The sequence below is a fragment of the Nocardia asteroides genome (genome assembly GCA_019930625.1).
Lineage (GTDB): Bacteria > Actinomycetota > Actinomycetes > Mycobacteriales > Mycobacteriaceae > Nocardia > Nocardia sputi.
This window is the reverse complement of sequence record CP082844.1, coordinates 1,936,132-1,959,938: the sequence shown is the minus strand read 5'-3', so window position 1 is coordinate 1,959,938 and position 23,807 is coordinate 1,936,132. Positions and strand designations below refer to the sequence as shown.

Sequence of the window (23,807 nt, the reverse complement as noted above, 5' to 3'; positions counted from 1 at the left end):
CGCCCGCGGAACCGGAAGCCCGCACCGTAGATGCCGTCACAACCATAATTGCCCGGGAAGCCGAAATTCACGCGGAGTATGGCGAAACAGCGCTGTCCGACACCGGGGTGGTCGACTCCGGCTCGTCACCGCAGGCTCCTTTTTACGGTTGGGACGATAATGGTGGCTACATCGAGTTCGGGTTCGACGATATTTGGATCATTCCCGTGTCTTCGTCCGACGGGAAGGTCTCCGGCGCAGGATTTCCAGGGGACGAGCAAAATGCCGATGAGATCCGAGCGTGGGGCCTGACGGACAACAGGCCCGGAAACCGGGAATTCATACCCGTCTGGCCGGTGTCGGATGTGGCAACAAGAATGCCGGATATAGCTCCGACATCGCAGTGGGCTGAGGACCCGCAGCCCGAGAAAGCGCCGTACTTCGATGCGGATACGAATTCTGAGCCGATCTTCTTGTTCGCGCACGCAGAAGAAAACGGCTATCTGATCAATATCGAAGATCGGCAGACCGGGCAGCGTCGGGGAGTCCTCGTCGACGGAATCGTATTCGGCCGGATTGTATGGTCGAGTGGTTACTTCCAAACCGCTTCCGCCCAACACCCGGGAAGTCAGTTGCTGCTGGTCGGGTGCAGCGCGGCGGCCGGAGACGCACACCGGTTGCTGTCGAACTATCTGCACGAACAAGGTTTCACAGGGGATGTCTGGGGCGGCCGAGACATCATGCTCACGAGCGATGAGGGGCATGTATGTATTCGGATCGAAGTGGCACCGGACGGCACCATGGTTCCGCCATTCGACGTTACGCGCGCTCCCGGATCTCCTCGGGAGGAAGCCCCCGCAGAGTTGCCGCCGCAGCAGGCGGCACAGCCGCAGGTGCGTCCGCCCAGCCAGGTGGCTGAACCGTCAACCACCTCGGGCGGACTCCCACCCAATCCGCTACCCCCGGGGGTAGAACTCTTCCACCATGTCGACCCCAACCCTATCGACGCCCACTTCCCACACCGCCCACACGGCATCGGAGCGAACAAACAACGAAACCTCAACCAACACCTTCTCGAATTCCACCACCATGGCAACGGCGATGACCGATTCTGGGGCGAACCACATCCGAAGGACGCTCGGGACACCAGCACCAACCCCGGCGAGGCATTGCTGGCGGTCGAAGCAGCGGCCAAGGCGGCTCTGGACGCGGCCGCCAATGGGGACGAGCGCCAGCTCAAACGGCTGCGACGGACCATCCGACAACTCGGCAACCCCGACTACGAGCAGTACCTCGAGCTCCGTTTCCTGCAGGATCTGACGGTTGCCGACGCGACGGCCGCGATCAGCGCCAACCGTACGGCTGATGCTGCCAAGTCGCTACGGCGCCGCGCCGTCCACGCTCTCGCCGCGGTGCTCCCGGTAAGCCCGGCAGAGTTGCTGGACAGTCTCGACGCAGCAGCGCCGAACGCGACTCTGGTGGAGCTTGCCGACCGGATCAGTTGGCAGACCGCGCTGACCCAGACGCTACGGGCGGCGATCCTGTCGGGTCGGTTGGCCGCAGGCCGTTTGCTGCCTGTCGATGACGCATTGGCCAAGCACTTGGGCCTCTCGTCCAGAGACGTTGTCGATAGCGCGTATCGGCAGCTTTCCCGCGAGGGTTATGTGGTGGTCCACCGTGGGGGGGTCGGAACGAAGGTAGCGAGCCGCGATCAATGGCCTGCTACTCCGCCATCGGAGGTCGCTTCGCCGATTACTCCTGAAGAGATGCTGGGAATCTTTACGGAGGAGGCGCCGATAAGCGAGTTGTTGCAGGCAGCCGGGGGGAACTTGAAAGTGATGGTCCTGTCTGCGTTGCGCCGAGCGGTGCTGTCGGATCGTTTGGCCGGTCGGATGCTGCCTCGGGCAGAGCAACTCGGCGCCGCTATGTATATGTCGAGAGGCCCCGTGGAGAAGGCTTACCGTCAGTTGAGCGTGGAGGGGTATGTAGCCATCACTCCCGGGTTGGGAACGACGGTTCAAAGTCGGAACCGATGGCCGACCCCGCCTCCGGCGACGCCTCCCCGAGGGCATGGCCTGTCCGATCTCGACGTCGAAGTGCTCGAGCTGACCGCGGCAGGCCTATCCGTCGGAGAGATCGCCGAGGCCGCCGGTGTCCCTCGGAGCAAGGTGAATTACAGCTTCGAACGTATTCGCGTCAAGCTCGGCCTCAGCGGTGATCGAGCGGAGATCGTGGCGGTAGCCAAGCAAAGACGGATCATCGGCGACCACGACCATCCTGAGGCACCAAACGCTTCCGGTGAAAGCCACAAGAGCCGGAAACCGCCGACCGGCGACGAACCGGAGGGCTCGGCCAACCAGCGTGACGGCTCCGAGCCACGGCAAGCCACGAAGCACATAGGTTTGATCGGGCACACGAGCGTTCCTCCGTGGAACGACATCGACGGCGCCGGTGCGTACTCGGACGGTGGCCGCTCGGATCTCGGAAAACCGCGCCAAGTGCGCAGACGGCTGCACGAACTCAGCGAGACCCACATAGATGGGGGTGGTTGGGTCCCCGGAGGAGGTCGGCGGCACGAGCAGGGTGACGAACCGGCACACCACGACTCGCACCGAGAAACCTCCCCGCTCGACGACCCCGATGAACCTTGGCGGCGAACCCCATTCCTTCTCGACTTCGATGGCACCCTGGTGTTCTCCATGGGGAGGCCCACCCATCACGGCCACGAGGTGCTCGAAATTACCGCGAACACACTCGACTGGCAGATCCAAGAGTTGCTGGGCGCGCACAACTGTCACTGGCTGGCCGCCGCCCTGCACTGTATGACCGGCTGGGACATTGTGGCGATCGACAGTCTGGTCAGAGGTGTTTGGCAGCCCGTCCACACAGCTGTCCGGACACCCGACGGTGACCTGCTCGACATCTTCGGACTCGCCGCCCCGGACACCGTCGCCGCGCGATGCGCCGGCTCGAGCCCGTTCAGCTACCGAACCGTGCCCGTGGAGCATATGCCGGGTGATGTCCTCGTCGAGATCGGTCACCTACGGGGAAACGAGTTGTGGTGGGCCGCCGAATTCTCGGCACATTTCGTCGCGACCACCGTTCATTTCGCACGATATCTCCTGCGCAACTTCGGATTCGCCGAGATCGCCGACACCCACGACCTACAACAGCCACACCATAAGCAACGGAACACCAGCCCAACCCCGACACCCGCCACTCAACCGACCGAAATCCCGGACCATCGAGCAACCGACAACCCGGTCGATGACGCGGAGCAGATGGGCGCAGCCGAAAAGCTCGGTCCCGAAACGAACGAAACGACCCCAGTCCACGGGCGAGACGCGGCGGGGGTCACTCCCGACCGGGATCTGGTTCAGCAGATACGGGGACGTCGCGACTCCGTTGCCGAGGAATTGTCGATCAATCCAGCAGAGCTTCAACCGGGCTCCTTGCGCATCGTCGAGCTGCGGGAAGAACTCAACGAGTTGCGGACCAAGCTGGCACCGCTGGCCGGTGTGCCGCGGTCGGAGCTGACCGACGAGCAGCGCGCCGACCGTCGGCGCGCGGCCCAACTCCACGACCTGATCGAGGCGACCACCACATATCACGAACTCGACGCGCGAACAGCCGGGACGAATGCCGTCGAACCCGGCCAAGTGCGCGCTCCAGTGGGACGGACGATCATCGAGGGTCTCGGCTTGCCCGCCGAGGTGGCCACAGCCGAAATCATCGGCGAGGACCCCACCGCTGCGCTACTGCCACAGGAACAGGTGCTTATCGAGGCGATCCAGTCGGATCCGGAGGGGGTGCGCGAACGCGAGATCGTGTACGGACGCACGTGCGCCCACCGGGCATTGGCGCGCCTGGGCGTGCCGGTCGAACCGGTGTTGCGCGCGGGGGGGAACGTGCCCGGCGGAATGCCTCTATGGCAGCCCGGCATCGTGGGAAGTATCAGCCACACACTGGGTTTCACCCTCACCCAGAAGACCGGTTACTACGTGGCCGCGGTATCTCTGCACCATCGATCGATCGGCATCGATGCCGCGCACAACGAGCCGATCTCCGATGTGCTGCGGAATCGCATCGCGCTGCCCGAGGAGCAACGTTGGCTCGGCCGCATCGGTACGCACCGCGGCGTTCACTGGGACCGAGTGCTGTTCTCCGCCAAAGAAAGCGTCTACAAGGCGTGGTACCCGCTGACCCACCGCCCGCTCGACTTCGAAGACGCACTGATCACGTTCGATCTCGATGCAGGCACCTTCACCGCACGGCTGCTCGTCGAGAACCGATCCACTCTCGACGGCCAGCCACTGACCGAATTGAACGGTCGATTCCTGGTCGACGGCGGCGTCATCCTCACCGGAATCGCTGTTGGGCAACCACTGCCGGATGCCGCGCCGCCTGCGCGGAAGCGCACCGAGCCACACGCGGACAGCGAGCCCCCAGCCGGTGAAACGAAACGGCCGGCGCAGGAGAGCAGCTCGACCGCACCCGCGGTGGCTGTTTCAACCGATACAACCACCGAGACACCCCCGCAGCGTGGGACCACGCATCCGACAGGAGGAACCGCAGTCGCCGAGCCGCACGCCGACATGGCGTTCCATCACCCCGGACACAACCCCCTCGCCCCCGAACGCCACCGCGCCGCCGGCCTGAACCGGGCCGAACACATGCTGAATCAGCACCTGGGACGTATCGACAACGACGAGATCCCCGGTGACCGCGTGCCGTGGGACGACCCGAAACGACGGCACCGAGCGGAGCAGGCGACCGACCACGTAGACCCGGACAAGACACGTCGGTACGCTCTGCGACCAGCCGACGCCGGCGCATCACCTCCCGACAACCAGGCACAAGATTCCCGCGCCCCGTCCGGTGAACAGTCCTCGGGTGGCCGCCCAGCCCTCCAGGCCGCGCCGGGGATGCCCGCTGGCGGCATCGACGGCGTGCTGCGGCAATTGAAGCAGGCCGTCACCGCGGCATACACGGATCTCGAAGGTGTTGAGGAGTCCGACCCTGTCGTCGAAGCGCTTTTCCAAGCGTCCAATGAGGACTTCGCAGCTCATTTCCATAGACTTCGGCCGGTCCAGCAAGCAGCCGTGGTCCTTCGATATCAGCAAGGCCGCTCGGAAACCGAGACAGCACACGTGCTGAACGCGGTTGCGGAGCCGACGAAGCCGCTCGGGGATGTCGCGACACGAACCTTGGTATCCGGTGCGATACGGCGTCTGGCCAGATCGGTCGCCGCCGAGCGTGGCGTTCCCGACACAGACGACAAGCTGACCCCGAACGAGACCCAACTCTTCGAGCTGTTGGCTCAGGGGTTGACGGCCACAGAAATTGCGGAAACGGTCGGATGTTCTCCGAGAACCGCAATGGAAGTGATCGATGGGATTGTCACGAAATTCAGGGCAGAAAACAAAGCAGCGGCTGTAGCGGAGGCCACACGCAGAGGGTCTCTGAATATTCTCGATTTTCCCTTTACACAGAAGGATCCCATCGCACTATCGACCGACGACAGGACCGTCCTGATCCTGACGGCGAAAGGATTCACCGGCGCGGCGATCGCGAAGACGATGACGGCGTCGACGAGCCGAACTATCTCCCCCGGGAACGTGAAGGGAATCATGGACCGAGTCGGCCGGGCTTTCGGGATTCGCGATCGAGCCGGAATTGTTTCGGTCGCGCTCCGGGAAGGAATCCTCGACGTCGATGGCTCCGAGTGGTCGCGGTGGGGTGATCCGAGCGGCGTCGAAACAACTTTATCCGAGCGCGAAACGGTGGTCCTCGAATTACTGGCCAGAGGTATGACGAATGCCTCTATTGCCGAGCATCTAGAGTTATCGCCCGGAGCCGTCGGAGCCTACCGACAGAAGGTACACAGGAAGCTCGGAGCATCGACTCGGGAAGCATTGATGGAAGCCGCCCGGCGTCGCGGCATGGACATCCCCGACCCGGAAGAGCCGAGCCCGCCCGAATTGTCCGAGCGTGAAGTCGATGTGCTCAGGCGGATTGCGATGGGCGCCGGATACGGCGAGATCGCAACGGAGCTCGGAATAGCCAAGGGCACTGTACTGACCTATGTGCGGAGAATCCGCGGAAAGCTCGGCATAGGTCCGGAGTCCGACCTGGTAGAGGCCGCACGGAACAACAGCATCAACTTGGATGCCGACCTTGCGGCCTCTAATGCGGAGGCCGATCCCGCTCCCACCCGAGAAGAACCGGTACGCAATACCTCACAACGACCGCATCCATCGCACGATGACGCCGGTCGAGTTGCGCCCAACGAACATGATTCGGGCCAGGTCGCTGAATCACGACTCGACTCGCCGAAGGCGAGCCCTCCCACATCCTCCGAGGAGCAGCGATTCATCCGATGGTTCCGGCGGCGACTGGCGGACAAGTCCGGACAACCACGGCAGAGCTTTGCCGAATACATGAAGATGCACCACCTGCTGCCATCCCAGGTGGACAGGTGGCTGGCCAACGCGAAACTCGACTCGACAGAACTCGCATCAGCACCGGGCGCACAGTTCCCCCGCCCCGAGGGCAATGACCCGACGATATGGATGCGCAAAGTGCGCGAGTATCTCGGCGTGCCGCACCACCACTTGGACGAACTGATCGACGCCGCGTGGACTTGGAAAGCAGCAGAAGAGGGAAGCCGGCAGCTAAAGATCACTCATGTCCGAGCCCTCCTGCGCCGAGTACCCGGCGCGCGCGAGACCTACATGCAAGTGGCACAAATGTATCCCGCTTTGCTGACAGCAGATGGTGAGCCGGCTTACCCTGAAGGCTATGCGCATATCGGAGAATACTTGGCGTTCTGCCGTAGATACCATAGTGAACGTATCAAGGATTTCTTCGAGCCCGCCCGCGATTTCCTTGGATTCGAGACATACACCAAGGCAGAAGTCGCACAATCGGCCGGAATTTCATCTTATTACTACGATGAGATCGAGAAGGGCCGAGACCGCCCGTCTGGAGATGTCGCAAAAAAGCTGCTCGCCACAATACCTCCGCCTTACGGAGTCATCGAAGACGAAATTGCCGAATGCTATGTCCATCTGGGGAGGACGACTCTTAGATACCCGAACCCATCCGTCGCCGGATCATTCGGGGAGTACAGCCTCCACTTCCGCGCGGTCAATCACTTGTCCCAGACGGAGACCGCGTCGATATTTGCCATCCGAGCCTACGCGCTGAGCGACTATGAGAACCAAATAGGAAGGAGTCGAGAGCTTCAGATATTGAAGGTCTACGATCACGTTTTACACCGCGCGGGATCTTGGAACGAGCTTGCCGAAGCGTGGGGATACGAATACCGGATGGATCCGGCAGGCGAAACAGACCCGGATCCGGCGGCTTACGATTCTGTGAACGATTGGCTCAAAGCAGAGCGGCTGTACCGTCGAATGACTGCAGCCGAATTCGATGCACAAGTTGGAGTAGCTAAGCTCGCATATTACCTGCGTGCAGATGGACACAGGCCGCTCCTTACCTACTTGCGTAGAATCCGCGACAATCTGGGTATACCTCGAGACAGCATGAGAGCAGCCGTGCTGCGTTATTATCAGCGTCGAGATATTGTCGGCCACACCACCGACGACGACTTGATATGGAAGCACATCGAAGCCCCGGTCGGATCACAGGAGGAAGCGGCAGCTCGCGATCAGCTATTCGAAAAATATGCTTGGATCGCTGAAGTCGCCGCCCGACGATGGCGGAATGCCGGGGAGCACGAAGATCTCGTGCAACGCGGCAACGAGATGATTCTCTCTGCTATCCGCAACGCCACTCCCGGTACGAACTTGCGCGCCCTGTCATTGGCGGATGCGCTTTTCTCCATGCGCAGAGCCTACGCCGAGTCCCGAGATCCGGATCATGACAAAAAAACTGCCGAGATGCTCCGCGCGGTGTCCGCGTATATAAACCGGCATGTCGATGAGACCGGCCGGGAACCCGACAATTACGAGATTGAGCAGGCCACGAACCTAACCGCAGGCCAGGTTACCGAGGCGAGGACCTTGCTCGCGCGGCGGGTGCGGTCGTTGGACGAACCGATTGGTGATGAATCCGGAACAAGCCGACACGATGTCAGGGCGCATTCGGTTTTCACGAACGAGGACAGGCCCTCTTCTGCATCCTATGACGTGGAATTCGAGGACACACTGGACAGTGCGTTGTCGGATCTCACCCAGCCCAACCTCACGAAGCAGATAGTGCTCCATCTGATGGAGGACGAGTCGCTCGATGACGTGGCCACTTCACTGGGGATCACAACCGACTACGCTGGACAGTTGCTCGACGAAGCCCGCGACAGGCTGCGCACGGCATTCGGCCGACCCGATGAGAAGAACGTCGTCAAGGGACGCTCGCCACAACCACCGGCCAACCCACACGCCGCCGATGTTCCTCACTCCTCGGAGGGCGCTGTGCACCCCGTCTGCGCGGTAGGTGCCTTCGCCGACGCCCGCGACATGGGATTCGACGTCCAACAACCAGTCGACGTGACAGGACCCGTGCCCCCAACAGCAGTAGCGTGGCTGGCCGGAGCCCACCACCAACGGTTCGACGGCGGATTCACCGAAATAGCCCAATTGCTCACCGACCTGGGAGCCGGCGCCGGAATGCTCGTCAACGCCCGCCCAGTCGGCGAACCGATCGGACACCTCACGCTGTGGCACAACGACGGCGAACACATCTGGATCCACGACCGCCACGCACGACAACCCGAAACCGTCTACGACCCCGACAACCCACCCTTCACACCGGAGACCACACACGCGCTGCAACTGACCCGCCTCACTGGCACCAGCACCCTGGAATCACGACAACACCAACTGCAAGTTGCCAACCCCCACACCGACCCCGACCCCGCACGCGGACGCGCCCTACGCCCAGCCGACGCCGGCGCGCTACCACCGGACAACGGAGGTGCACCGGCCGAGAGCGAGGCCGCTATGGCGGCCACGGTGTTGCAGCGACGCAACGGAAAACCGGTCGAGGTTGTGCTGGTGCTCAACGTGGCGGGCGGCTCGGCCCACAGCGCCGCGGCGGCGCGAGATGAGGCGATGACTCACCTGGAGCGCGCAATTCGGCGGCGTCGCTTCGATCCGGAGAAGGCGGTGGCCGGCGCGATCGACGCGGCGCAGCGGTCGGCGGTAGTTGCGGAATCCGGGCTGGAATGCTCGCTTGCCCTCGCTCTAGTCGAAGAAGACCGGATCACCACCAGTGCGATCGGCGACAGCCAGGTGCTGTTCGTTCCCACCGAACCCGACTCCCCTTCACGCCCACTGACCCCGGTGCGTTCGGCGGTCGCCGAACCGGCCGCCCGCGGAGCCGGGCGACGGCACGGCGACGGCGCTGTCACTGTTCGCAGCCACCGGATCCCCGAGCACGGCACGGTGGTTGCCGGTACGGAAGGGCTGGCCGGCACACTGCCGGACGCGATCGGCGCGATCGTCCGGCAGCGTGCTGGTGATCGGGCGGGCGCGGCGCGGGCATCGGTCGACCACGCTCGGGCCAACGCAGAATTCGGCAACATCACCATCGCGCTGGCGCGGTATCCGGCTCGCCGCCTGGAATCGGCATCCCAGAACGTGGCCCCGGAGACGCGATCGACCAATGGCGGCGACTCTGCCTTCGGACCGAAACACGGGCTGCGCGACCAGAATGGCCGACCGGTCGAGGAACTCGACGAACCCGAGCGTGCCGAGCGATTGGCCGGGCAATCCCGGTCCGCTGCGGGGGTCAGCAAGAGGGGCGCTTCCCACGACCGCAACGAGGACGCGATGGTGGTCACCGAGTTCACCCGCCGCGGGAAGCCGGTTGTGGTTGCCGCGGTGTTCGACGGGGTGAGCGGAGCGCCGGATGGCCACCGCGCGGCGCAGGAGGCGGCGACCGAGCTCGGGGCGTATCTGGAAGAGCATTGGTCACGGGCGCGGTTCGGGCGCAGGCTCACCCGGGAGGCGCTGTTGCAGGAAGCGCTGCACCATGTCCAGTCGAAGATGCAGGCTTTGGGCCGACGGCCGGAGTACGCCGACCACCCGGACAAGCCCCAGTGCACGGTCGCGGTCGTGATCGTGGAATCGGATCGGTTCACCATTGGGTGGGTCGGGGACAGTCGAGTGGGCTGGGCGTCCACGGACGGTCGGCATGCGATGTGGTTGACCGAGGACCACTCATCCATCCGGATGTTCGCGAAGGAGAGGGGAATAACCGAGCGCGTGGCGCTCGAGCGGAACCCGTGGCTGGAGGGTTACCGGCACGCCATCGAATACGCGCTCGGACGGGAAGGCCGAATCCCGGCGGGGGCCAACGAACACGCCGCGCCGGGGGAATACATCACGACCGTTCTGGTGTCGGAGGACATCGACGCGCCCGTGGTCGCCGAGGACAGCACAATTACCGTGCCGCGCGGCGGTGTCGCGGTGACAGTCACTGACGGCGCGGTGAAGACGATGCCGGGCCTCCAGACGCTCGGCGACGCCGTCAGCCGTCACGCCGGTAATCCGGGCGCGATCGCGTCCGAGGTGGTCGACGGGGCAGACGCCGAAGGAGAAGTCGACGACATCACCGTCGTCGTCGTGCCGGACCCACCGACCGCGGCTGACGAGGAACTGGTCCGGACCGCAAAAGACCGCGTAGCGACGCAGTGGCCGACCGCGGCACGGGCGGCCGCGGTCGAGACGGCCGACCACCACCCGGTGGTGACCGACCTTCCGGTTGCGACGCCTGATTCGCTCCGACCACCCAGTGCGGGGCGAGAAAGTCGCTCAGGCGCCGCCGGGTCGGCGCTGGATATTGCCGAGCAGAGAGCCTGGGACATCGGCACGGTGCCGCAACCACGTGGGCAGAGGTTCGATCCCGGCCTTGTCCACGCGATGGGCCCACATCCGGAGGGATGGGCGATCGGTGGACGTGGATCCCGACCCACTTCGAGTGAAAGCGCCGAGACCGCCAGTCCCGGGACACACGAGTCGGCATCTCGCTCGACCGGAAGCGCCGGGCAGACCGGCGACGACTCGGTTGATCGAATCCTGGCGTCTGAAAGCGGTGCCACAAGTCCTGCGCCTGAATCCAACGCGCACACGGCGCCGTCCCATCAGCTCCAGGAACTCATCGCGCAGGATATCGCCAACGGCCACGCCGAGCAGGCCACCCACCGCGTTCAGGAAGTGTTCGGCGACCGCGTCGTTCAGCTGGCCGGCAGTGCACTCGGGAGCCGACATGCGCCTGAGATCCTCGAAGAGGTTGCCGGCAATGTGGTCGCCCATCTCGGCCAGATCGGTGATCGGAGTCTCGAGGAATGGGTCGTCCTCGTTGCCCGTAACGTCATCGCTGAGCATCGCCGGATCGCCGAAATGTGGCGGAGTGTCCAGCATTTTCTGGTGCTCGGCGCGAGTCTCTCGGAGTCCGACCCGTTGATCGCGGCGTGGAACGAGGCGACCACCGCGGACTTGCGACGGGAATTGGGTGCCCTCCCCGCATATCACCGAGCCCCGCTGCGCCGGTTCCAGACCGCGCACCGGACAACGACGGCCACACAGCTGCGTCTGCCCGGTGATCCCGCGAACGAGTCTCCGGTCCTGTGGGGCGCGGCTCGCGCGTTGGGTATCGCCATCGCCGCCGGACAGGGTGTGCGCGCGACATTGCCGGTCGAGCCGACGCCTCGTCGAGCCCTGACAGATCGAGAACTCGAGGTGAACCGACTGCAGGCGGCGGGCCGGACAGTCGCTGAGATCGCAGAGAGTTTGCATATCGCCGCCTCGACTGTACGGGTTCTGCAGTCACGTATCCGGACCAAGCTGCATCCCCGGCCCGGGGTGGACTCGCCTTCGCTCACGTCCCCGGAATCGCGTGAGGACGAGGCAACCGACACGAGCACTTCAGCCCCGGAGATTCGGATGCTGCCCGGTCGCGGTGGCCTCACCGGCTCGGAGATCACCGTGCTCACCCTGCTTTATCAAGGTCTGTCGCTCAGCGAGATCGCGACCGTGCTCGGCATGGAACCACGGATGGTCACCTACCACCGAATAACAGCCGCCACAAGACTGGGGGTGAGCAAGTCGATTCCGACGGTGGTCGAGGCACGCCGTCGCGGACTGCTCAGCAGCGTCGTCACCGCCTCCGCGACACCGGATCTCTTCGGTCTCAACGCCAAGGACATGGAATTGCTCCGCCTGACAGCGGGGGGGTTGACGGATGAGCAGATCGCCGAAAGGCAGCAGTTGACGGTACGCGGCATCAGCGAGCGCCGGGTAAGTCTGGGCGAGAAACTCGGCGTCCGCGGGAAGATCCCGAGCTTCATGAAAGCACTGCGCCTCGGACTACTCGACGGTGATGACCACGCGGTGGCGGCCCCGAAGCGGGAAGCGCCGCCACAGCACGTCGAATCGCCCGAGGGGGTAAGGGGGGACGACGCAATCCCAGCGTCCGTCGAAACTGCGACCGACGGGGCTTTGATCCGACACGTACTGCCGGACGACATCCATGCGGTGGAAACGTTCGGCAACGAGCGCAGCTCCGTGTTGAGCGTATGGCTGAATGCCCAGCAGGCACTCCAGGCGCTCGGTTACGGCGACGAGCCGATTCGGACGGGAGACGATGGTTCACCGCTCTGGCCGGGAGGTCTCACCGGTGCCACCGCACGCACGCACAAGTATGCCGCCGTGGCGCTCGCCCCCGCAGGAACGTACCGAGCGATCAGCCTGGACGCCAAGAATCACGCGGCGGCTCGATTCCAGCCGGATTCGGTTGTGATCTCGGCCAAGGACAACGTCATCGACCTGTACCACCGGCTGACCGGGCAACAGCTCGGGCACAACCAGGTGGAAATCACCCTCCATCCCGATGCCGCCGACACCCCGGCTGGGACATTCCGAGCGCGGCTGACAGCCGACGCGGCGACCGACCCATCGCTGACCACCCTCTCGGGCCGCTTCCACCTCCAGCACGGCACCTTGGTCACCGCGATCACGCTGCGAAACGACGAAGGCGTCGAGGGCAGCGATCCGGAGGGCACGGCAGGCCCGAACGCGTTACCAGCGCTAGACCTCGTATCGGTGACTAGCTCGCAGCTGATCGAACAGCTGGAAAGCGGCCGGATCACCAGCGTGCAGTTGACCCAGTGGTGTCTGCATCGCATCGAGAAGCTTTCGGCGTTGAACGCGGTGATCGGCATCAATCCGCGGGCGATCGAGGAGGCTGCCCGCGCCGACGAACTTCGGCGGACCGGCGCCGCGCGCGGCCCGCTGCTGGGGGTGCCGGTCCTGATCAAAGGCAGCATCGATATCGCGGGCATGCCGACAACCGCGGGCTCGGTGGCTCTGGCGAACTCATACCCCGCCACGGACGCCGCGCTGGTGACGCAGTTGCGGAAGGCGGGCGCGGTGATTCTCGGCCACTCCAATCTCACCGAGTTCGGGAGTTCCCTGAGCAGCGCGTTGCCATACGGGTACAGCTCCTACGGCGGTCAGACCCTCAATCCGATCGACGTCTCTCTGGTCCCGGGGGGCTCCAGCTCAGGATCTGCCGTCAGTGTCGCGGCCGGGCTTGTGCCGCTCGCCATCGGCTCCCAAGCGTCCGGCTCTATTACGACTCCGTCCAACTGGAACTCGATAGTCGGGCTCAAACCCACTGTCGGTGCTGTGCCCCGCGTGGGTGCCGTGCCCATGTCCACCACCCGGGACTCCCCGGGAGCGCACAGTCCGGACGTCACCGGCGCCGCGGTATTGCTGACGGCGCTCGTCGGCGTCGATCCACGAGACCCTGCCACCGCGCACAATCCCCTTGCGGGCCATGACTTCACCGCGGACCTGAATCCGGAGGCACTCCGCGGTGCCCGCATCGGCGTCCTGACGGTAGGGGTTGAACCAGAGGGCACTGTGAAGCGTCGGTTGTGGGATGCGGCGCTGAGCACGCTGAAGGCCCGGGGCGCCACCTTGATCACTGTCGATCTGGACACCTCACACAGCTTTCAAGACCACAACCCGGCCTATTCGAGCGTGTTCTCCTACGAAATGAAGCGAGACCTGAACACATATCTTTCACAGCTCCCCGCTGACGCTCCGATGAAAGACTTGACCGACATCATCGCCTACAACAACGCCCACGCCGAAACAGCCTTCAAATACGGCCAAGACCTCCTCATCGCCGCGCAGGCGAAGGACCTCGGCGCGGACAGCGCCGACACGGCGCAATACCAGGCAGACCTCCAATTGGACCTCGCCGAAAGCAAAATCCGGATCGACGCGGCGATGGCCGAGCACGAACTCACCGCACTTGTATCCGTCTACGAGTACGGAACGACAATGGGCGACAAGGCCGGTTATCCGTGCATCATCGTCCCAGCGGGCCGCACGCCGGCCACTCCCGACCATCCAGCCGGAGAGCATGTCAACATAACCTTCCGGGCCGCGGCATGGAGCGAACCCACGCTGATCGGCTACGCCTACGCATTCGAGCAGGCCCACGCAGTGCAACGGCCGCGGCCCCAGTTCGCGGATCAGCTGTACCTCCAGGCGACAGCAGAGAATGCGGAAACGGCGGTGTCCTCCGAAACTGTCGCCGATTCCGACGACCGGCAACGATCCGCAACAGTCGACGGCGAAGCGGACGCGAGGCGGGGACCCGCACCGGCCGACGGAACCGCCGCCCCGATCCGCAGGCCAGCCGCTCCCCCGCGCGTCGGCCTGATCGGCGACGTTCCCGACCTCGTCGATCCCTTCGACGACCGCGGCAATCCATGGGACCGTGGCGGCCCGGTTCCCCGGCACCAACGAATCAACCGGCTGGCCGAACCACACGCGGACGGCGGTGGATTCGCTCGCGGTAGGGAGCAGGGCGATCCGGCAACGACCGAACCCGTCACGCTGCCCCAGACCTCGGAAGGTCCCGGATGGCGACCACTGCGGATGGGGGTCGAGGTCGAACTGGGGCGTCGGCTCTACCACCGGCCGAAAACCAGGGAAGTGACGGTCGCGGTGCTGGACCGGCTGCGGGAACTGCTGAAAGCCCTACACCCGGAGGCCACGCCGGAGCAGATCGACGCCGCTTTCTACGCACCGGAGAACCAACTATGGGGCGGCATGGTCAAACGCTCGGTTTCGTTGGAGGAACTGCGGCGCGACGGTAATCCCCGCGAATTGATGTCGGCCGTACTCAACGCGATGATACGCAACGCGGAGCTGAAAGTAGCCGCCGCGGGCACGACGCTGGACGAAGGTTTGGCGAAACTGCTGAATCAGACCAGCTGGGAGGAGAAGGCGGCCGGACTGGGGCTGAACGTCGCCGCACTGCGCGATGTGCGGGCATCCGTGCTGCGGGACAAATCAACGGTTTCGGCGGGCGATTTGCGCGACGTGAGTCACGCGGTGCTGAGCAGCGCCGCGGCACGTGCGGCGTTCACCGAGTACGAACTGCGGGGCGAGGCGAGCAAGAACCGGACACCGGACATGATGCTGCGCAGGCACCTGACGGTCCAGGACTGGGCGCTGCTGGGAATGCCACTGTCGCGACGAGAACTAGAGGCAGTCCCGGATGAACTGCACGCGTTGCGCATCGACCGGCTCGATCCCGGCACGACGCTTCCTCGTCGCGGAGGCCGGGTGGATGCGACGAAGCTGGAAGCCACGTTGCGGGCCGAGGATGACACGGTCAGCCACGTACTTCCGATCTACCGCTACGACGAGAACGGCCGACGCGTCCGCGATGACGACGGCAACGCCGTGGTGGAAACTGTGCTCGTCTTCCGTGATGCGGGAGTGGTAGACGCCGCGACGGCGCTTGCCCTGGACCCGGAGCGTTATGCCGTTCCCCTGACTTGGCGCCCCGGCGTGGCACTGGTCGAATTCGTTACCGACAGCCCCTGGTTCCGTGAAGTCGCCATGGCACGCGGAATTCCGCTCGCGGCGGGGATTTCCGGCAGCGCCGCGCGCTTGATGTCGCGGTACAACTGGCTGGGGCTGCCGCCGGAGTGGACAGACGCATTCCGTGGAGCAGTGGCGGCGTTCATGATTCCGCACCACCACACGCTCTACGAAACCGAACTGGGCATGCGGATGGTCGGCCCCGGCATGGTGACCGAGTCCGTCTTCCCCACCCGCGGCGGCGACCCGGAGGTTCTCTTCCGAGCCGCAGGCGAGTTGATGCGGGATTCCACACCCACGGCTGCGTTCGTAACGCCACGCGTGATCCCGCACGAGCCCACGGGCAATGCCCCGGAGGAACCGCGCCTCGCAGAGCAGGAGCTGGTCGGTTACGCCTACGCATTCGAACAAGCTCACGCGGTGCAACGACCGCGGCCCCAATTCGAGGATCGGCTATACCGAGCTGTGCTGGCCGAGGGTGCTGTGAACCCCATCTGTGTGCAGGGAGCGTTCGCGGACGCCGAGAATCTCGGGTTCGACGTACAACAACCCGTCGACGTGGACAGACCCGTTCCGCCAGCGGCGGTGGCCTGGCTGGCCGGGACGCACCACCGGCGGTTCGACGGCGGTCTCGCCGAAATAGCCCGAGTCCTCACCAACTCGGAGCCGGGCGCGGGGATGCTGGTCAACGCCCTACCAGTCGGTGCGACTGTCGGACACCTCTTCCTGCTGTACAACGACGGCAAACAGATCTGGATCCACGACCGGCAGGCACAACAGCCCAAAGCAGTATTCGACCCGAACAATCCACCGTTCGACGCGCAAACCACACACGCCCTGCAACTGACCCGTCGCGACGGCGGCAGCACGCTGAAAACGCGACAACAAAAGCTCGGTGAGAACAACCCTTACGCCGACCCCGACAAGACCCGCGGGCGGGCGCTACGGCCGGCCGACGCGGCCGCACTCCCTCCCGACCACAACCCCAGCACAAGCGCGCCGGACAAGGCGCCCCACGCCGATTCTGCCCCCGCCAGGGGTGAAACCTCCGGCAACGGCATTATTCGGATAACGCCCGCCGGCCTGATAGTGCCCGCCGACCTCACCCGCAGCCTGATCGTGCCCGCCGCGCACGTGCTGCCCGCCGATCCATCGCTGGAAGAACTCATGGAACGGCTGCGTCCGTGGAAGGAAATCTTCTGGTATTTCTGGGAATTCCCGCTGCCTCGCGAGGGTGAGTTGTCCGGCCGGGAGTGGATCGAAAGCAGCGAGCGAAAAGCTTGGATGAGGAGGCGCGCGATTCGACGGACTCCGCTCTATGCGGGGGTCGACGCAGCCGTACGGTTGACCCTCGGGGCCGAGAGACTGCTGACGGCTCCCAATGCGACTTCCGGACCGGCGACGCTCCAGCAACGGCGGGTCATTCCGGGCCGTGGGGAGATCGATGCCGTCAAGAAGCGGACCATGCGGGCTGACGCGCCGGTACGCGAGTCGAATCGCGCCGACCTGGAGGAGATGACGGCCTTCGAGAAGTTCTGGCGGGGAGTGTCCGGGGATGAGCTGCCCCAGACCAAACAGATTCGCCGGGGCGAGCTGGCCTACGTCGGGGGACGCCTGCTACGCGCGGAGGGGCACAACCTCATGGTGGCGGGGCGTTATGCCGAGGGCTACAACCTCATGGTGGCGGGCCGCGATCCCGTCCTCACTCCGGAGGAGTACGCATTGTGGCTGATGTTCAGCCACGACGCACTGTGGACTGTGCACTATCCCGGTTGCCGAGAGCTGGAACCGCAGTCCCCCGACTTCCTGCTCACGCGCTATCTGACGGTTGCCATATTCGACAAGATCGCATCCAAGCGGCTCGAGGTGCAGTACTTGAACGACGTAGTCCGACCGTACTTGCGCCGTCAGGGTGTGGCGGCCGGCCGGGTATTGCTGCACGAGCTCTCCCATCACCTGCCGGAATCATGCCGATCCACAGTGGAGCAGCTCGGCATGTGGGCGCTCAGAGGCCTGGGCCGGAAGATGGGGGCAGAGGTCGAGGAACACCTGGACAACTGTGCGGCCTGCCGGAACTCCGCTGCGGCTCTCCCAGTGGTGGACAACCGCCTGGGCGGCGGCGAGCTGATCGTTCCGCCCGGCCCCGCCGGTGACGGCTCGACGGCGCACCACCTTGCTTCCAAGCGCCCGACCGCGCCCGAACCTCGCGGTCGCGAGCCAGAAACACCAGCCGCGGAACGAGGTGCAGCGGTCGAACCCAGCCCGGAGGCCACCCAGCGCATCAGCGCCCTACAGGCGCGGTTGACCGAGATGAACAGAATCACCGTGCAACGCCATCGGGAGGACAAGGCGATCAGCGCGGATAGGTTGAATCGGGCCTACGACAAGATCGAGGCTGAACTCGCCCGCCTGCGCACTACCGGCAAGGTGATCGACGACGTGCCGGTGGTCGCCGGCCCGGACCACCAGCTGGCGATGGACGCTGTCTTCCATCCGCAACGCGCCTACCAACGGGCCTACCGTGACGCCATGAAAGGACTACTCGACTATCCTCTCGTCCGCGCGACCGTGGCACCGGCCGAGGCACAAGACCGGCTGGCCGAGGTTCGACGGTTGATCGACCGCACCGCCGAGCTTGCCGCTGACGCCGGCCGCGCGGAAGAAGTGGGGGACATCGAAGTCCTCGTCACAATTTTCGAATGGACCGAGCAAGCCGACGCGGGCGGTCGACTGCTTCTCCCCGAGAACGAACAGGTGGAGCAGCGGGGTGCCGCCGCTGCCAAAAGAAGGGCGAGCGACTTCGCCGACAGTGACACAGGCACGACCACAGAGAACGCTCCGGTAAACTCTATGCCAGCAAATCACATTCGGCCGGAACACGACTCGATCGAGGCGCGGCGCGAGCGGGCCCGTTATGGAGGCCACCGAGCCGCACTGCCGAATGAGGTAGTACGAGCTGTCCCCGAACACGATGAGACCGCCGACCTGGACCGCGTTGCGAAGCTCTACGCCGCCCGTATGCCGGACGGCAGGACTGTTCACTTCCGCCTACAGGGCCATCCATACGGCTACCCGGTCATCCTCTCGCCCGGCACACCGGTCGGAGTCGATGGCCCGCTGCCGGATCATCGGCAACTGTACGACCGCGGATTCACGGTAATCGTCGTAGAAAGACCCGGTTACGGCGACTCGGATCCGCTGCCCGGGCGCACCGTGGCCGATTGCGCCCGCGACATCATTCACATCGCGACCGAACTATTCGCATTCGACCGCTATTCCGTGCTCGGGCGGTCCGGCGGTGGATCGGTGGCCATCGCGGTCGGCGCGCTCGACCCCGACCATGTCGACCGCGTCGTCTCCCTCGTGGGTACCGCTCCGCGGCTCGACGACATGGGTGAGTGGATGGCAGGCATGGCCGAGGCGAACCAGCGGATCTATGCCAGGCCCGACACCGAAGCCATGGCCGCGACGCTCACCGAGATGGCCGAGAACATCGCGCGGGACGGGGAGTGGTTGCTCCGCTACAACCAGGATGCCTTCACCACGATCGACCACATGTGGGTGGGCACACACCGCGATGAGCTCGCACGCGGTTATCAACGCGCGTTGCGCAACTACCTGCAAGCATGGGCCGACGACGCCATTCAGCTGACCGGCCACTGGGGAATCCGGTTCGACCGGTACCGCGTCCCGGTAGACATCGTGCACGGCACCTCGGACCAATTCTCACCTATCGACCACAGCCATAACAACGCCAGGTTGATCCCGACATCGAAGCTGTATCTCTTCCGCGGCGTCTCCCACATGATGGGTATGGACGCGCTGCCCGTCATAGCGAGCCACTTCCGTGCCGAACGAGACGCGTGGGCGAAAAAGGCCTTCCGGCAGGACGAACAGCGGATACAAGCGATCCGGCGCGCCGAATCCGACCCACTGCCATTTCCGAAGTGGATGTACTGGGCACGCGGCCGATGGGACTCGGTACCGGACTACGAGCTGGATCTTCCGCCGCAGCGTGCCCGTGGTCTGGATGGGCTGGGTTTCGATCCGCTGTACCCGGCGGCGGATCCACTCAGCGGAGTGCCACGCGGAGTGCCACGCGCTGCGTTCACGCATGCCGTCGACCCGAACCGTTTGGAGGACGGAGCTTTCGCGAGAACCGCCCACACCCCGGCGCCAACGGTCGCAGTGCAGTCCGGGGATAAGGTGTCGCCTCCCGAAGAAGCGAACACCACTCCGAGGGCCGGTAGCCTGCCCGCGCCACTGATCGATTCGGGAGTCGTGGCAAACGACCCGAGGACCTCCCGGCAGGCGCCAGCGCTCGGCCCCGGCACGCATGCGCCGCTCGATCCGGCTGCGGTGCTGGATCTTCCGCCGCACCGTGCCCGCGGTCTGGATGGGCTCGGTTTCGATCCGCCACCGGCAGTGGCGGATCCCTTCGGCGGCGTGCCGCGCGGTGTGCCCGACGGCGTGGTGGCGCATGCCGCGAATCCGAGTGACCCGGATGGCGGCGCGTTCGGCGGTGGGCGAAGCGAAGCGGAGCGAATTGCCAGCGCTGCGCTGTCGACCTTCCGTGTCGAGGCCACATTCGACACCCTCCAGAATTGGGCCGCACGCCTCTCCGACGACAACCTCCACCACCTGCTGGTCGGCATCACCCGCACGGTCACCGAACAGATAGCTGCCATCCATCGCGGCAAACCGCCGTCGGTGACAGACAGTGTGACCAATCCGGCGCGTCTGTTGGGCGCGCTCGTGACGGAAGCGACTCTCCGGCTCGGCGACAGCGTTCCTACCACCGCGCCGACCACCTACCGGGAGTTGTTCGCTATCGGGTCCTGGCTGCGGGCGAACCGTCGCACCGTCGCCGACCTGCACGCCGCCATGACGGCCGTGCTCGACGCCGCGTTCGCTGTGACCCGCACGTCTACTGAGGGCCGTTGGTCGGTGGCTGCTCCGCACCATACGGTCCCTGCGCATATCGCGGAAATTGCACGCTATATCGAAGAAGCCGGCCAGCACAGTATTTGGCCCGAGGAAGGCTCATTCCCGCCGGATGCCGCCCTCACGACGGAGCATGTGCCGCTGGTGGAGTCGTTCCGGCGGAGCGGGGTGCGCGCCAACGCGACGGCTCGAATGGTCACGGACTGGGCAGTAGTTCTGGACGCGCTGCTACGGCAGCGATCCAGTGAGATCTTCTCTCGGAGGTACGCCGCAATCTTTCAGTCGCTGCCCATTCACGCCGCGGCGCTCGATCGGGCGCGAACCGGCTCGGACCGGCTGTTCGCCGCGACTGTCGCCACTGCACTGCCGGATCTGCTCGATGCGGCGTTCTACCTGCTCCCCACCAGCAATTCCGCCGCGGGCCTGGAATATCTGAGCCAGGTCGACGGCCTGCTGGCCGAGGCCACCACACGCTTCACGGACAGCTCTGCCATCTACGCGCTCCAAGACGTCGCCGACAAGATACACAGACTGTACGAAGACATCATGGCCGCGGACTCCCGCCGATCGCCCGAAGTTCGGTCGCGGCGCATACATGAAACCCTGTCGGACTATTTCAGCATCGGCTCGGACTCCGCCATCACCGATTCGTTTTCCTGGGGAGTACGGGCGCTGTGGGGGCTGGGTAGTCAGCAGCCGGGGATCGACTACGCCCCTCTGCGAAACCGTCCAAATGCCGACCTGCCGCGGGACTGGGATACCACCGATGACGAGCGTGCCCTTGTCGCAACCGCGATGGACTTGCTGCGAAACGTCCGGGGATCCGAGGCCGACATTCGGTCATTGCTATGCCGAAGCGATTTGTTCGAGGACACCTTCGACAGCGTCGGTGCGAACATGCGATGGTGGGACCGGCTCGGAAGATGGACCAGCCGGACCGTAACGATCGGCAGTCTGCTTGCGGGAGCCACGGACTTCTCGGTGTCGTTGATGCAGTTGGCGGTGCTGAGACAGTATCCCCACATCATCGGGGCTGCCCCCGGCATCGAATACCGGGCACGGGATCTGGCGAATCGGCTGTCGCTCGCCCGGGACCTCGAGTCCCCCCGCGTGGCGCCCGAGCGCCGGGATGCACTCGACGCGCTGCGCGACCATCTGGCCGAGGTCAGACGCGGTGCCCACAGACTCGCCATCCCCGGTTCCAGCCCGCCACCGGTGCTGCTGGTCTCCTATGATCCCGTCGCGGAAGGCGGCACGGGACGAGCTGTCGTCTCGATCGGCGAAGCCGACAGCGCATCCTTCATGGCATTCAACGTCACCGGAGCCGACGCACCTGTAGCCGATCTGTCGCACTGGTCGGAGCACGCTCGCCAGCAGTACGAGAAAGCGCAGCAGCATGCGCCGCGCGGCGACCGCGTGGCGATCATGTTCACAGTCGGCTTACCGCGAGGGATCGAGGCAACTTCGCACACCGCTGAGCCGGACACCACGGCGATGGACAGCCTCGTCGAAGCCCTAGACATAGCCGGGGACTTCGTGGCGCGGGAACTCATCACCTACGACGCAACCCGTGAATTGGCCCTCGACGGCAGCGCAGAAATGTGGAATCGAATGGTGCGTCTCTCGACCTTGATCGGGCACGGCGACGGTATCGGTGTGCTGCGCTCGGCCGCCGATACACTGCAGCTGAGTCGAGCTGTGGACCAGATCGTCCTTGTTCCCGGCTCGGTCGGCGACCCGCTGCCCACCGCCAGTCAGCTCGATATCGGCACCGAACATGTGTACACGCTCAACCCGCACCGCGACCGGCACGGCGATCCGGATACCATCGGACTGATCATGGTCGGAGGCGGATCCGATATCGAATCCGCAACACACGCCTCCAGCCGATCAGCCGCTCCGCTGATCGAGACCCCCACCACCGTCCGCGATCTGTCTCAGCTGCTCCCAGCGCACGAATACCGGCCGCTAGAGGGCATCCGGGGACGGACCATGACTCGCGACGAGGGTCTGACCGTGTACCGAGCAGCACAACCACTGCTCCATGATGCGCTGTCGGGAACCTATAACACGACAGTCATTCTCGAAGACCTCGGTTTGGTCCTGCGCATCGGTATACCCGATACCGGCAGCTACGACCCCCGTTTCGGACCCGAGCACGAAACCCTCCTCGTCATCTCTAAATACGTCCGGAACGCACCTCAACTGCTGAAAGTCATCACCGGCCGCATGCCGGACGGGCGCTTCATCGACGAATCGGCGCCAATTCTCATCGAAAGGCTCGCGAGGGGAGACAATCTCGCCGAGACATTTCGGCGAGCCGACGGAAGAACCATCCGGTCCCATCAGGGCCTGATACTGCGGACCTTCGCGAACATCCACGAGCAGCTGCGCGCGATGCCGGAGGACCATCCACTGCTGGATCGGCTGGCACCACCAGGCGTCGCCAGAGGTGACACCGGCGCGTGGTACCTGAACCATATCGATTGGTATACGGAAAATTTCTATCGACGGCACTATGACCGCTTCGGTCACCTGTTCGACGAGTTCGGCCTGCTCGGCGGCAATCCTTTCGAACCGCTGATCGATGATGCTCGATCGATGCGGGAGTCCCGCCACCACATCCTGCATGCCGACCCGAACGAGGGAAACTTCCTCATCAGCAACGAGCTACGCGTAACACTGCTCGACTGGGAGCTCGCCGTCACCGGTCCGAGCGCCTACGACTGGGCCCGTTTGGGCCATCTCATTCCCGAGATCGAGGTGCCTCGCGAACTAGGTGGCCCCGACATGGTCAAATTCGCCCGGCTCGAGAAGTTCAAGCGGGTCATGAACGACACCGTCAAGCTGGCGCCGTTGGCCGCCGCCGGACTACTCACGCGTGGAGAGATCGAATTCATCCACACCGAATTCAGCGAGGCCGTGATCCAGGTGCGTCAGCTGTCCGGCCACACCGACCTACTGCCGCCACGCGCGGAACTCGAAATTCTCCGCTCCTGGCGACTGTGA

Annotated in this window: 1 protein-coding gene (running past one end of the window); it reads left to right on the top strand. The window is 64.7% G+C overall.

Translation table 11 applies throughout. From position 1 onward, the window contains the following. Positions 1-23,807, top strand: the 3' portion of a protein-coding gene (locus K8O92_09045) for an alpha/beta fold hydrolase (GenBank protein ID UAK34019.1). The gene continues 18,373 nt to the left of window position 1, outside the view; only the last 23,807 of its 42,180 coding nucleotides appear in the window; the start codon falls outside the window, past its left edge; it ends in the stop codon at positions 23,805-23,807.